This window comes from Pseudooceanicola aestuarii (genome assembly GCF_010614805.1).
GTDB classification, from domain to species: domain Bacteria; phylum Pseudomonadota; class Alphaproteobacteria; order Rhodobacterales; family Rhodobacteraceae; genus Pseudooceanicola; species Pseudooceanicola aestuarii.
On the sequence record NZ_JAAFZC010000001.1, the window covers coordinates 2059084 to 2072324 of the forward strand.

Genomic DNA, 13241 nt, shown 5'->3' on the forward strand with positions numbered 1-13241 from the left:
GCGCAGGCCCTGCCGGCCGTACCGTCACGGCACGGGGCCGCGACGAGGCCGCTACAGGGTCTGTCACGGGGACGCGGCGGTCTGACCGGAGCTCAGGCGTCGCCGATGGTTCGGCGGGCGACCTGGGCGGTTTCGCGCAGCTCCGCGATGGCTTGCTGACGCTCCTCGATCTCCTGGGTCAGGCGGGCCTCCAGCTCTGCCGCCAGGTCGAGCCAGGCGCGCATCTGCGCCTCGGACCCGCTTTCGTCATGCATCTCCAGCCAGAGGCGGATATCCTCCAGCCGCATTCCGAAGCGGCGGCCCCGCAGCGTCAGTTTCAGGCGGGCCTGTTGCCGCCGATCGTAGTAACGTTCGCGCCCGGTACGCTCCGGGCGCAGGATCTCGACATATTCGTAGTACCGCAGGGTGCGGGGGGTCACGTCGAAATCCCGCACCATCTGCTTGAACGTCAGCGCCTCAGTGTCGGTGCCTGCCATCGTGTCGTCTGCCTTCCGTTGCGCCATCGGGAACATGTGACCCATGGTAATACTCGAACGGTCGGCACGGGCAATGGCAGGCGACAGGCCGGTCGCACCCGCGCTCAGGCGTATTCGGGCCGCCGTGGGGTGAAAACGTCGAGGTTGATCACCTCTTCGTCGCCTACCACCACGGCATGATGCGTGATGCCGGGCGGCACGGCGGCAATCCCCCCCGGTCCCAGACGCACCACGTCGTCACCGATGTGGAAATCGACGGTCCCCGAGACGATATAGGCCAATTGCTCATGCGGGTGGGAATGCGGGCGCGGCTCGTGATCGGGTTGCAGCCGGTGCAGAGCGACGGTCGCCCCCTCTCCGGAGAAGGCCTTTTGCTCCACCCCCGGACGGATGGTTTTCCAGGGCAGGTCGTTCCAGTTGATGTTGTGAATGCTCATGATCTTTGTCCTTGAGTGGTCAGGTGACGTCGGGCCTGGCGGCGGTGCGTTCACGGCGCAGGGCGGCGGTCAACAGGCTCTGGTCCGATCCGACGATCGCCCAGGCAAATCCCTGCTCCAGCCGCCGGGCGGCTGCGGCGCCATCGGCCACGAAGATCCCGCAGGCCCGGCCTGCCGTCTGTCCGGCGGCCAGGATGCGGGCGATGGCGTGATCCAGCGCCTCCGAGGGCAGGCCGACGCCCAGAGACAGCGACAGGTCCGCCGGTCCGACGAACAGCGCATCGACACCGGGCACCGCCGCGATGGCGTCGGCGTTGTCCAGCCCGGCGCGGTCTTCGATCTGTAGGGCGGTCAGCACATGGTCCGCCTGCCGCGCCTTGTAGCGCGCCGCGCCCATCGCGCCGTAATCGCCCGCACGCGGGGAGGGCGAAAATCCCCGCCCGCCGTCGAACCGCGTCGCCGCGACCAGCGCTTGCGCCTGGTCGGCGGTGGAGACATGGGGCACCAGGATCCCCTGCGCTCCGAGGTCCAGCAACCGCCCGATCAGGGCGGGATCCTTGCCGGGCACGCGCGGCAACACGGGAATGCCGCTGCGCCCGGCAAAGCCCACCATCGCATCCACATGCGACAGGTCCAGGGGGGCGTGCTCCATGTCGGGGGCCACGAAATCGCAGCCCGCCGCGGCGGAAAGTTCCACCAGATGCGGCGCCGGGGTCTTGAGAAAGACGCCGATCTGCCGCGTCCCCGTTGCCAGCCGTTCCTTCAGTGATGTCATGTCAATCCAGCCCTCCGACGAAGTCAGCCGCGTTGGTCGCGGTCATCTGTATGATCTCCGCGTCGGAATACCCCAGTTCGGCCAGCATATCGATGATCTGGGCAAAGCCCTCGACCGGGGTCGGATTGCCGTTCTGGCCCAGGTCCGAGCCGAAGAACGTATTGCCTACGCCCGCCGCGTCGATCGCGGTTTTCAGGTGTTCGCCGTCGAACATGGAAAAGGTGGAGGGGATGAACATGCAGATCGAATGTTCGATCTTCACCCCCATCTCCGTCAGCCGGGTGACATCGGCAAAGCTGCCGGCGTTGACGTAGGTGGGATGGTTCAGGAACATGCGGGTGACGCCACGGGCCTTTGCTTCCTCGTAAAAGGTCCAGGCCTCGTCGATATGGTGGTGCCCGGCGGACACGCAGGCGTCGGCCTCCGCCACCAGGTCGAGGATCTGGCGCACCTCGTCGCGCAGCACGCCATTGGCATCGGTCAGGGTCAGGCCTTCCTGGTCCAGGGTCTTCTTCCTGTTCTCCGGAAACTTGCCCTTCAGATCGCCCGAGGTCTTTTCGATATGGTTGCGGGCATGGGCCGTGGGCATCCAGACGATCCGCGCGCCCTGTTTCAGGGCGTAGTCCACCGCGCTGGGATTCAGCCCGCCCAGCGGATGGTTCATCACGATGGCGCCCAACGCGCGGGTGCTGGTCTGCATGTTGTCATTCAGCAGCGTGGCCACGGGCATGGTGGGATAATAGTGATCCTTCAGCAGGATCGCCCTCATCCCCACCGCATCGGCCTGGCGCAGGGCCTCGACGTGGTCGATCTTGCGCGGATGCAGCGAGGGACCGGAGTGGATGTGCAGATCCACGGCGCCCCGAAGCAGGCGGCGGGCGCGGTCGCTGAACGGGGCAGTGGGGGTTTCAGAAGTCATGTCAGGGTTCCTTCAGGTGCTTTCCGGGGGGACGAAGCGGGTCCAGTGGGCGTCCAGGTCCGGCATGTCGGCAAAGGTGCGGCGGGCATCGGCGGCGCGGCCCACCAGCTGTGCGACGCTGCATTCCTTGCGGGTGCAATAGCCGTCCAGCCAATCCAGGCTGTCGCCGATCACGCCGAAGCCGCGCAGCATCACGGCCGAGGCCATGCCGACGGCGGAGGCTCCGGCCAGCAGGGCGCGGGCCACATCGGGGCCGTTGGTGATGCCGTTGATGCCGATCAGGTTGGGGCCGGGCCCAAGGGCGGCGCGGCACAGGGCCAGCCAATGGCAGGTCAGCGGCAGGTTCCAGAACCCGCCAAAGCCGCCGGAGGTGCCGATCACCGGCGCCTGGGTTTCCAGATCGGGCAGCAGACCCAGAAGACGGCCGGCGACGATGACGGCCTCGGCCCCCGCATCGCGGGCCGCGCGTGCGAGGTCGGGCACGTCGCTGGTCTGTCCCGTCAGCTTGATCCAGACGGGGATGTCCACGGCGGCGCAGATGGTGCGGGTCAGCAGCGCGACGCGGTCGGCGGCCGTCTCGGTGGAGACGGCGCCGGGCGCCGCCTCGCGGGCATAGGGGGTGCCGATGTTGAACTCCAGCACCCGGAACCCGGCCTGCTGCACCGCGCGGGCCATCTGCACGGCCTGATCCAGATCGGCCAGGATCAGGCTGGGCACCAGCAGGCAGTCGGCGTCCCGCGCGGCCCGGTCCTGTTCGACGCAGGCGGCCAGCCATGCGTCGAAGGACAGCGGATGCAATCCCGAGCGGGACAGGATCATGGTCGCCGGATCGGCCTGCGGGCCCCAGTCGACGACCTCCCAGCGGTCGTTCAGGGCGACGTATTCGGCGGCGCACAGCTGGGCGCGGGCGGCGGTGCTTTCGTTGGTGGATTTCACCACCACCGCGCCGGCCCCCGCGGCGATGGCCGCGCGCACGCCGCCGTCATGGATCATGTGTTCGGCCGGGGCGGCGATCAGCGGGTTCTTCAGGGTCAGGCGCCCCAGGTGCGTGGTCAGGTCGGCCATGGGTCACTCCACCAGCAGGTCGGGCAGGAACAGGACGATCTGCGGAAACGCCGTGATCAGCCCCAGGACGATCAGTGCCAGCCCCACCATGGGCAACGCATGCAGGGAAATCGCCTCGATCGGGCGGCGGGTGACGCCGGACATCACGTAAAGGCACAGGCCCACCGGCGGCGTGGCGAAACCGATCAGGCAGTTGAACACCACGATCACGCCCAGATGCACCGGGTCCAGATCCAGCTGGTTGCCGATGGCCATCAGCGCGGGCACCGTCAGGATCAGGATGCCCACGGTGTCCAGGAACATGCCCAGCACCAGCAGGATCAGGTTCACCATCAGCAGGATCACCCATTTGTTTTCCGACACCGTGGTCAGGGTGGTGACGACAGCCTGGGGCAACCGCTCGATCGAGAAGATCAGCGAAAGCACATGGGCAAAGGCGATCAGCAGATAGATCGTGGCGCTGACCAGCGCGGTGTTCAGGAACACCCGGCGCAGGCGTGCGGGGGACAGGGCGCGATACCACAGCCCGGCCACCAGCATGGCATAGACGACGGCCACTGCCGCAGCCTCCGTCGGGGTGACGACCCCGCCGCGGATCCCGCCGATGATGATCACCGGCAGCAGCAGCACGGGCGCGCAGCGGCCCAGGGCGCGCCCGATCTCGCCCAGGCTGGCGGGGGGCAGTTTGGGATAGCCGCGCCGCCCGGCGATCCAGATCGCATAGGCCGACAGGATCACCGCCAGCAGCACGCCCGGTACGATCCCGGCCACGAACAGCCGCGAGATGGAGGTGCCCGACAGCGCGCCATAGAGGATCATCGCGATTGAGGGCGGCACCAGCGGCGCCATGATCGAGGAGACGCCGATCAGCGCGGCGGAATAGTCCTCCTGATAGCCCTGGCGCTTCATCTCCGGGGTCAGGACGGTGCCCAGGGCGGCGGCATCGGCGGCGGCGGACCCGCTGACCCCCCCGAACAGGAAACTGCCCCAGACGGCGGTCAGCGACAGCCCGCCCCGGAACCGGCCGACCAGCGAATTGGCAAAGGCCACCAGACGCTGCGTCAGTCCGCCGACATCCATCAGGTTGCCCGCCAGGATGAACAGCGGGATCGCCAGCAGGACGAAACTGTCCTGGCCCGAGAACATCCGCTGCGGCACGGCGATCAGGAACCGCAGGTTGTCCGTGGCCAGGAAATAGCCGAAGGCCGACAGCCCCAGCACGAAGGCGATGGGAATGCCCATCATCAGGGTCAGAAAGAAGATGCCGCCCAGCCAGATCATCGGGGTGCCTCCGTCATGGGGTGGTCAGGGGAATGGGGGTCGTGGGAAAGGGGGGCGGGATTGGTGTCCTCGTCGAGGCCCAGCAGGACCGCCACGGCGCCGGCGATGACATGCAGCCCCACCAGGACCGCGCCCACCGCGACCGCGATATGGACCCAGAACATCGAAATCGGGATCGCCGTCGCGGTTCCGGCACGGGTTTTCCAGGCGAATTGCCAGCCGTAGATAGCGATGGCGATCATCATCGCCAGGATCAGCGCCCGCCCGGCCAGCCCCACTGTTTTCCCGAGACGTGGCGGCAGGGCGGAGGTCAGCAGCTCCATCCCGATCATCTCGCCGCGCGCATAGGCCAGGCCGATGCCCAGGAAGGCGATCCAGATCATCAGGTAGCGCAGGGCTTCCTCGGACCAGGAGAGGGAGGCCCCCACGACATAGCGGAAAAAGACCTGAAGGGCGGCCAGCAGGACCACCCCGGCCATGCCGGTGATCAGCAGGGTTTCAGTGATCGTGACATAGCCGCGCAACACGCGCAGCAAGGGAGAGGGCAGTCGTTCGGGCTGCATGGGAACTCCGTTCGGTGGGGAGAGGCGCGCGAGCGTCGGGCGGCAGGAAAGGGAGCATCCCCGCCGCCCCTCGGCGGTGTCAGTCGGACGCCGACGCGCGGGCGACGAAATCGGCGATCAGCGGATCGCGATCCGCGTAATCCTGCACCACCGGTGCCCAGGCGGCTTCCAGCTCGGCCTTGAAGGCGTCGGAGGCCTCGGCGATCTGCACGCCCTTGGCGGTCAGCCCGGCTTTCAGCTCCTCGTCATAGGCTTTCACCGCCATCACCTGCGGCTCGACCGACGCCCGCGCGGCCTCACGCAGGACGGATTGCTGTGTTTCCGTCAGACCGTCGAACACGCCCTGGTTGATCAGCATGATGCCGGGCCAGAAGTAATGGCCGGTCAGGGTGACGTTCTTCGCGGCCTCGAACAGGCCTTCGGATTCGATGGAGGTCAGGTTGATCTCCACCGCGTCGATGGTGCCGGTTTCCAGCCCGGAATAGACTTCGCCATAGGCCATGGGGGTCGGGTTCACGCCGACGGCATTCCAGACCGACAGGAACAACTCGGTCGGGGCGACGCGGGTTTTCAGCCCCTCGAACCCGGCCATTTCCGTGACCGGTGCGCCGGTGGACAGGAAATGCCGCTGGCCGCCGTCATAAAGGCCCAGCCCCAGCATTCCGTGTTCGTCCAGCGCCCCCATGATCGCCTCCGCTTCGGCAGAGGTCGCCATCTCTGCGAAGCCGTCGTAGCCGCGGATCACGTAGGGTAGCTGAAAGGCGTTGATCGCCGGTGTCAGCGTCGCCAATGCCGAGGAGGAATTGACGGTCATGTCCAGGGTGCCCAATTGCACGCCTTCCATCAGTTCCTTCACGTCGCCCATCTGGCGCGCCGGGAAAATGTCGATCTTGATCGCGCCTTCGGAGCGGCTGTCGACCTCCGCCGCGAACCGGACGGCCGCGTCGTGGAACGGATGCGATTCGAACACCGCGTGGCCCATGGTCAACGTCAGCTCCTGCGCCTGCGCGGCGGTCATCGCTGTCGAGGACAGGACCAGCGTGGCGAGGGCCCCTCCCACATAGTTCCAATTTTTCATTTGATCCTCCTCCGGGTTCTCAATACAAGAACTACAGTTCTCACATTGAGGCTTGCAGAGCGATGATCTATTGTCAAGACAAACAGAAGGAGGCGCCGGCAGGATGGATAAGGCACGGGTAAAGGCATCCGATATGGCCTTGACGATATTGGAAAAAATCGCGTTCTCGGACGAGGCGATGAGCCAGACTGAGATCGCGGCGGCGATGGGAATCGTGAAAAGCGCGGCGCACAAGCATCTGCATACGCTGGAAGAATCCGGTTGGCTGATCCGGGACCACCGCAGCCACAGATACGGCATCGGGCCCAAGGCCTGGCTGATCGGGCAGCGTGCCACCTGGATCGACGATCTGACCCAGGCGGCCGATTCGCGGATGCGGGAGACGCGCAACCAGACCGGGCTGGCGGTGGTGCTGTCCTCGGTCAACAAGCGGTCGGTGACCGTGATCGCGGCGCTGCACGGCACCCACGAGATCGAGATCGGCGTGCGCCAGGGAAGCCGACTGGAGGTCCATGCCTCGGCCCAGGGGCAGGTGATGCTGGCCTTTGGCGATCCGAAGCTGGCAGAGGACGTCTGCGCCGAGCCGATGCAGGCCCTGACGCCCCGCACCCTGACCGATCCCGGCGCCTTGCGCCGACGCATCACGGAGGTCCGCCAGCAGGGCTATGCCGTCGCGCCGCAGGAGACATTGCTGGGCGTCAACGTCATCGCGGCGCCGGTCTTTGGCCATGACGACCGGTTGATCGCGACGGTGGCGATGATCGGCTCGATCCAGCATCTGGCGGAAACGCCCGATCCGGCCCTGGTCACCGCGATCCTTGAGCTTGCACGCTCGATCTCGCAGACGCGCGGACATCGTGGCGCGGGGGGCGGTTAGGCGGCGGAGTGACAGCACGGGGCCGAACGGTGCCGGGGGAGGGGCGAAGCATGTCGGGCCGTGCCGGAACAGCACCGGCAAGATGAGGCGGTGCAGCTGCTTGACCTGCCCGGTGCCTTGGAATATCCAGCGCTTGCAGGGCGGGCATGGTGAAATGGTATCACACGAGCCTTCCAAGCTCTTGGTGCGGGTTCGATTCCCGCTGCCCGCTCCAGCAACTTCCCGTATCGCCGATCCTGCCTGAGGCTGCCTTGCGCAGGTCCGGGCCCGCGCAGATCCGGGGTCCGTGGGCCATCCCCGCCCCGCAATCTGCCGCATGGGCCGCCGCGACAATTGGAGCCGCCGGATCGGCGCCGCCCTCCCTTGACCCTCGGCACGGCGGTCGTCATGTAGCGCATCACATTCTCCGGGGAGGGTCGCGTGGCCAGATCGCCAGTTCAGCAGGGCTCGACGCCCGAACGCGCCACCTCCAGGCGGGTCTCCGCGCTGTCCGACCTGTGGCCGTTCATGCGCCCCTATCGCGGACTGCTGACGCTGTCGCTGATGGCGCTTGTGCTGACCGCCTCCGTCTCGCTGGTGCTGCCGCTGGCGGTGCGGCGAGTGGTCGACAATTTCAACGCCGGAACCACGGTCCTGCTGGACCGCTACTTTGCCGCCGCCATCGGCATCGCGGCGCTGCTGGCTGTGGGCACGGGCCTGCGCTACGCATTGGTCACGACGCTGGGCGAGCGGGTGGTGGCCGATATCCGCAAGGCGGTGTTCGGCCGCGTCATCGGGCTGAGTCCGGGGTTCTACGAGCGTACGATGTCCGGCGAAGTCCTCTCGCGGATTACCACCGACACGACGCTGATCCAGTCGGTCATCGGTTCCTCCGTCTCCATCGCGCTGCGCAACATGCTGATTTTCGTGGGTGGCCTGGGGCTGATGTTGCTGACTTCGGCCAAGCTGACGGGGCTGGTCTTGCTGATCGTGCCGCTGGTCATCGTGCCGATCCTGACGCTGGGACGCCGATTGCGGGTGCTGAGCCGGGAAAACCAGGACTGGATCGCCGAATCCTCGGGCAATGCCTCGGAGGCGCTGCTGTCGGTGCAGACGGTGCAGGCCTTCACCCACGAAGGGCGCAGCCGCGCCCGGTTCGACGCGGTGACCGAACGCAGCTACTCCGCCGCCCTTCGCCGGGTCCGCACCCGTGCGGCGATGACGGTGATCGTGATTTTCCTGATCTTCTCCGGCGTGGTCGGGGTGCTGTGGATCGGCGCCCATGATGTTCGGCAGGGCGAGATGAGCACCGGCACGCTGGTGCAATTCGTGATCTATTCGGTCATGGTCGCAGGCGCCGTCGCCGCCCTGTCCGAGATCTGGGGCGAATTGCAACGCGCCGCGGGCGCCACCGAACGGCTGGTCGAATTGCTGCACACCACCGACAGCGTGAAAGACCCTGCCAGTCCCGTGGCGCTACCCGCGCCGGTGCGCGGGGAGATCACGTTTGACGACGTGTCCTTCCGCTATCCCACCCGCCCCGATGTGCCGGCGCTGGACGCCGTGGATGTCACCATCCACCCCGGCGAGACGGTGGCCATCGTCGGTCCCTCCGGCGCGGGCAAGACGACGATCATGCAGATGATCCTGCGGTTCTACGATCCCGTTTCAGGACGGGTGCTGCTGGACGGGCTGGATCTGGCGACGCAGGACCGCCGGGCGTTTCGCCGACACGTCGCGATGGTGCCGCAGGATCCGGTGATCTTTGCCGCCACGGCGCGCGAGAACATCCTGTTCGGTCGTCCCGACGCGATCGCAGACGAGGTGGAGGCCGCCGCCCGAGCCGCCGCCGCGCATGACTTCATCACCGCGCTGCCAGGGGGGTATGACGCGGAACTGGGCGAGCGCGGCGTGATGCTGTCGGGCGGGCAACGCCAGCGCATTGCCATTGCCCGCGCCATCCTGCGCGACGCGCCTGTGCTGTTGCTGGACGAGGCCACATCGGCGCTGGACGCCGAAAGCGAACGGCTGGTGCAGGCGGCGGTGGACCACGTTGCCCAGGGACGCACCACCCTGATCATCGCCCACCGTCTGGCCACGGTGAAAAAGGCCGACCGCATCCTGGTGATGGAAAACGGCCGTCTCGTCGCCGACGGGCGCCATTCGGATCTGGTGGCGCAGGGGGGGCTATATGCGCGGCTGGCGCGCCTGCAATTCACCGCCGGCGACGACGCGGGCTGAGGCCCCTCCCCAGGGCAGCCATCCCGCCAACAGCCCCGCCCGCATTACCGGGGGCGCGGGCAACGTTACGTCGTTCGCTGCGCCCTACGCGGGGTCGGGCTTGATTTTCGAAAGCTAAGGCAAGAAGTTCGATAAGCTGCGGCAGTACGTCGCGCGGACGGAAAGGGGAGGATTCCGATGGGCTTTAACGGGTTGCAGGACGCGCTTGCGCTCCAGAGCGAAATGCCATGGCAGGACCGGGACGTGCCGGACACTGTCTATGAGATGCTGAAACGTACAACAGATGCCTTTCCGCATCACGATGCGATAACCTTTCAGATTGAATCGAGCCCGGAATCCAAGGCGGAGACGCTGAACTGGCAGCAATTTCACGACCTTATCTGCCAAACCTCGAACCTGTTCCGGTCTCTGGGCGTGGGCGAGACCGATGTCGTCGCGCTGGTCATGCCGAATTGCACGGAGATGGCCCAATCCATCATGGCCGGCTCCATCGCCGGGATCGTGAACCCGATCAACCCGCTGCTGGAACCCGAACAGATCGGCGCCATCCTGCGGGAGACCAAGGCCAAGGTCGTGGTCACGCTGAAATCCTTTCCGAAAACCGATGTGGCCCAGAAAACGGCCGATGCGGTGAAACACGCGCCCAGCGTGCACACCGTCCTGGAGGTCGACCTGAACCGCTACCTGAGCCCGCCGAAAAGCTGGCTGGTGCCGGTGATCCGGCCCAAGAACCCGGTGTCCCACCACGCGGATGTGAAGGATTTCACCCGCGAAGTCGCGCGCCAGAACAAGATTCTGGATTTTCCCGACAGCGCGGGCGATCGCGTTGCCGCCTATTTCCACACCGGCGGCACCACCGGCATGCCAAAGGTGGCGCAGCATTCCTATTCCGGCATCGTCTACAACGCCTGGCTTGGCGATACGCTGCTTTATACCGAAGAAGACAACGTGATCTGCCCGCTGCCGATGTTCCACGTTTTTGCCTGCCACGTCATCATGATGGCGGTGGTCAGCTCGGGCGCGCATGTGGTGTTCCCGACGCCCTCGGGCTATCGCGGCGACGGGGTGTTCGACAATTTCTGGAAGCTCTGCGAGCGCTGGAAGATCACTTTCATCATCACCGTCCCTACCGCGATTTCCGCGTTGATGCAGCGCCCGGTGGATGCAGATATCTCGACCGTAAAAACCTCGTTCTCCGGCTCAGCGCCGCTGCCGCTGGAGCTGTTCAACCGCTTCGAGAAGGCGACCGGTGTCACCATAGTGGAGGGCTACGGCCTGACGGAGGCGACCTGCCTGGTCTCCTGCAACCCTGTCGACGGGACCAAGAAGATCGGATCGGTCGGCGTGCCCTTTCCCTATTCGGACGTTCGGATCTACGATTTCTCGGGCGAGACGCCGCGCGAATGCGCCGCTGACGAGGTCGGGGAAATCTGCGTCGACAACCCCGGCGTCAGCCAGGGCAGCACCTATACCGAAGAGGTCAAGAACGCCGATCTCTACCACACCGGCAACGGCACCAGCCGCATGTACCTGCGCACCGGCGATCTGGGACGGGTCGATGCGGATGGCTATGTCTTCATCACCGGGCGGGCCAAGGATCTGATCATCCGCGGCGGTCACAACATCGACCCGGCCGAGATCGAGGATGCCTTGCTGTCCCACCGTGCAGTCGCCTTTGCCGGGGCCATCGGTCAGCCCGACGCCAAGACCGGGGAACTGCCCTGTGCCTATGTTGAACTGGTCGGCGGCGCCGAGGTCACCTCGGAAGAGCTGATGGAGCATTGCCGCAAGCATGTCCATGAACGCGCCGCGATCCCCAAGCATGTGGAGATCATGGATGAATTGCCCAAGACCGCCGTGGGCAAGGTGTTCAAGCCCGATCTGCGCAAAAGCGCCATCACCCGTGTCTACAATGCGGAGCTGAGCCGCGCCGGCATCCCCGCCAGGGTCATCGCCGTGGTAGATGACAAGAAGCGCGGCCTGGTCGCCCAGATCCGCAAAACCGGAGAGACGGACGATCTGGCGATGACCACCCTTCTGGGCAATTTCACCCGGCCCTGGGAATGGGCCGAGGAAGAGTGATCCGCGGCCGGGGGCCGCGTCCGTCGCGGCCCCCAAGGCGGGGTGATCGGGCCTCGCAGAGCCGCCGCACGACCCCGCATCCTTCGCCCGGTCGGCGGACCGGCGCAGGCAGTGGGACGGGACGGATCGCCCGCCGCATCGCGCGGTCCGGGGCGCTGTCGCACCCTCACGTCATCTGATCCGAGACTTGCACCCGGGGGCGCGGGGTGGAATGATCCGCGCAGTGGTGGCCAAGACATCGCTTCGGGAGACACCAATGATCGCAATTCGACAGAAACGCCGTGTGCAGATCGTCTGTGCCGCCTTTCTACATATCCCGCTGGCGGCAATAGCCGCCTATGCGCTGGCAGGCGAAGGGGTCGGCGAACATACCGGAATTCTGGGGGTGGCGCTGGTTTCCACCGTGGCGGCGACCCTGCTGATCGTGCCCTATATCGGCCGCGTGCTGGACGGCGGAACGCTGCAAGCCGCCGGCTGACGGTCCGGCGCGCCCGAACGGGGCGCGGGGGGAGGCCCGGAGTCCGTCGGGGCTTCAACGTCGCGCGCGACCCGAACACGCACTACAGGAACAGGTAGAGTATCCAGACCAGCAATCCGATCTTCGCCGCCACGAGGATGGCGACGATCTCGCGGTTTTCCGGCGCCAGCAGCGCGGTTTTCCATCGGGTCCAGAGGTCGGCTTGCACAGAATTGTCGAAAAGCGTCCCTTCGATCCCGCGCAGGACGTGCGGGGCTGGGGCGACCTCCGGGGTGTCGTCGTGCAGCCGCGCCAGCGATTCGGCCCAGTTCAGGTAGGCGGCGCGCATGGTTTCGTCCTGCGCCATGGCGCGGCGGGCCTGGCGCTGTTCCTCCCCGTCGAGGAGACCAAGCGCGAGTTCTCCGGCAAGAGCCAACTTTTCCTCGTCCAAATCCGGCACCTCTTCGGTTTCGGAGCCGCGCCCGACGGGCTGCGCATCGCATCCCCCAAGGGTGACGTATCCCGGCCTCTGGCGCAACGCGGACCTTGGTCGCACACGAAATATTGTTGCATGCGCATGGATCTACCCCTGCGTCGACCCCCACCGTGTTTGAAGACGGCACGGCCAACGGCTGGCGCGGTGGACTGACACTTTGACAATCAAGGGAGAAATGGTGCCGCAGGGGAGGATTGAACTCCCGACCTCACCCTTACCAAGGGTGCGCTCTACCACTGAGCTACTGCGGCGATACTGGCCCGATCAACGGACCGTGGCGGGTCTTTAGAGGCAATTTCCCGAAGGCGCAAGGGCAATCTGGACGCTTTTCCTCCTCTGCTTTAGACAGGGGCCATGGTGTCGAAATCCTCTTCCGATCGCGGCGCGCCAACGCGCGAAGATCGCCTGAAACAGGCGCTGAAGTCCAACCTGGCCCGCCGCAAGGCGCAGGCCCGCGCGCGCAAGGACGCCCCGGCGGAGAATGACGGCAAGGCAACGAAAAAAGAGGGCTGAGC

General features: G+C 66.2%; 14 protein-coding genes and 2 tRNA genes. 6 read left to right on the forward strand and 10 right to left on the reverse strand.

Annotated elements, in window-relative coordinates; translation table 11 throughout:
• Nucleotides 1–92 precede the first annotated feature (92 nt).
• The 8 genes from G5A46_RS09815 to G5A46_RS09850 all read right to left on the reverse strand — a co-directional run bounded on the left by G5A46_RS09815 (nt 93) and on the right by G5A46_RS09850 (nt 6594).
• Nucleotides 93–476 carry a MerR family transcriptional regulator gene (locus tag G5A46_RS09815; RefSeq protein ID WP_163849228.1) on the reverse strand — a complete coding sequence of 128 codons (384 nt, stop codon included), beginning with the start codon at nt 474–476 and terminating at the stop codon, nt 93–95.
• 104 nt (nt 477–580) lie between these two features.
• A complete protein-coding gene (locus tag G5A46_RS09820; protein ID WP_163849229.1) occupies nt 581–913 on the reverse strand; it encodes a cupin domain-containing protein in 333 nt (110 codons plus the stop codon).
• A gap of 19 nt (nt 914–932) precedes the next feature.
• Complete coding sequence (locus tag G5A46_RS09825; RefSeq protein WP_163849230.1) at nt 933–1688, reverse strand: HpcH/HpaI aldolase family protein; 756 nt, start codon at nt 1686–1688, stop codon at nt 933–935.
• Nucleotide 1689: 1 nt separating this feature from the next.
• A complete protein-coding gene (locus G5A46_RS09830; RefSeq protein ID WP_163849231.1) occupies nt 1690–2607 on the reverse strand; it encodes a DUF6282 family protein in 918 nt (305 codons plus the stop codon).
• A gap of 12 nt (nt 2608–2619) precedes the next feature.
• Nucleotides 2620–3672, reverse strand: a complete 1053-nt coding sequence (locus G5A46_RS09835) for a beta/alpha barrel domain-containing protein (protein ID WP_163849232.1) — start codon at nt 3670–3672, stop codon at nt 2620–2622.
• Nucleotides 3673–3675: 3 nt separating this feature from the next.
• Nucleotides 3676–4953, reverse strand: coding sequence for a TRAP transporter large permease (locus G5A46_RS09840; RefSeq protein ID WP_163849233.1), 1278 nt, complete (start codon nt 4951–4953; stop codon nt 3676–3678).
• The gene (locus tag G5A46_RS09845; protein ID WP_163849234.1) at nt 4950–5516 is read right to left on the reverse strand and encodes a TRAP transporter small permease; all 567 of its coding nucleotides are present in this window, start codon (nt 5514–5516) and stop codon (nt 4950–4952) included. Before G5A46_RS09845 ends, G5A46_RS09840 begins: the two co-directional genes overlap by 4 nt.
• Before the next feature lie 79 nt (nt 5517–5595).
• Nucleotides 5596–6594 (reverse strand): TRAP transporter substrate-binding protein, encoded by a 999-nt coding sequence (locus G5A46_RS09850; protein ID WP_163849235.1) that lies wholly within the window; start codon nt 6592–6594, stop codon nt 5596–5598.
• Nucleotides 6595–6727: 133 nt separating this feature from the next.
• On the opposite strand from G5A46_RS09850, the gene G5A46_RS09855 reads away from it, so the two are divergent.
• The 5 genes from G5A46_RS09855 (at nt 6728) to G5A46_RS09875 (ending at nt 12251) form a co-directional block, all read left to right on the forward strand.
• The gene (locus G5A46_RS09855; protein WP_163849236.1) at nt 6728–7471 is read left to right on the forward strand and encodes an IclR family transcriptional regulator; all 744 of its coding nucleotides are present in this window, start codon (nt 6728–6730) and stop codon (nt 7469–7471) included.
• 140 nt (nt 7472–7611) lie between these two features.
• Nucleotides 7612–7685 (forward strand) — tRNA-Gly (locus G5A46_RS09860).
• 206 nt (nt 7686–7891) lie between these two features.
• Nucleotides 7892–9691 (forward strand): ABC transporter transmembrane domain-containing protein, encoded by a 1800-nt coding sequence (locus G5A46_RS09865; protein ID WP_163849237.1) that lies wholly within the window; start codon nt 7892–7894, stop codon nt 9689–9691.
• A gap of 177 nt (nt 9692–9868) precedes the next feature.
• On the forward strand, nt 9869–11773 hold the full coding sequence (locus G5A46_RS09870; RefSeq protein ID WP_163849238.1) for an acyl-CoA synthetase: 1905 nt from the start codon (nt 9869–9871) through the stop codon (nt 11771–11773).
• A gap of 256 nt (nt 11774–12029) precedes the next feature.
• Entirely contained in the window at nt 12030–12251 is a 222-nt protein-coding gene (locus G5A46_RS09875) for a hypothetical protein (RefSeq protein ID WP_163849239.1), read from the forward strand.
• An 82-nt stretch (nt 12252–12333) separates the two neighbouring features.
• Here G5A46_RS09875 and G5A46_RS09880 read toward each other — a convergent pair whose 3' ends face one another.
• Complete coding sequence (locus G5A46_RS09880; RefSeq protein ID WP_204318724.1) at nt 12334–12681, reverse strand: hypothetical protein; 348 nt, start codon at nt 12679–12681, stop codon at nt 12334–12336.
• Nucleotides 12682–12902: 221 nt separating this feature from the next.
• A tRNA-Thr gene (locus G5A46_RS09885) sits at nt 12903–12977 on the reverse strand.
• 106 nt (nt 12978–13083) lie between these two features.
• Here G5A46_RS09885 and G5A46_RS09890 point away from each other — a divergent pair.
• The gene (locus G5A46_RS09890; protein WP_163846111.1) at nt 13084–13239 is read left to right on the forward strand and encodes a hypothetical protein; all 156 of its coding nucleotides are present in this window, start codon (nt 13084–13086) and stop codon (nt 13237–13239) included.
• The last annotated feature ends 2 nt before the right edge of the window (nt 13240–13241 follow it).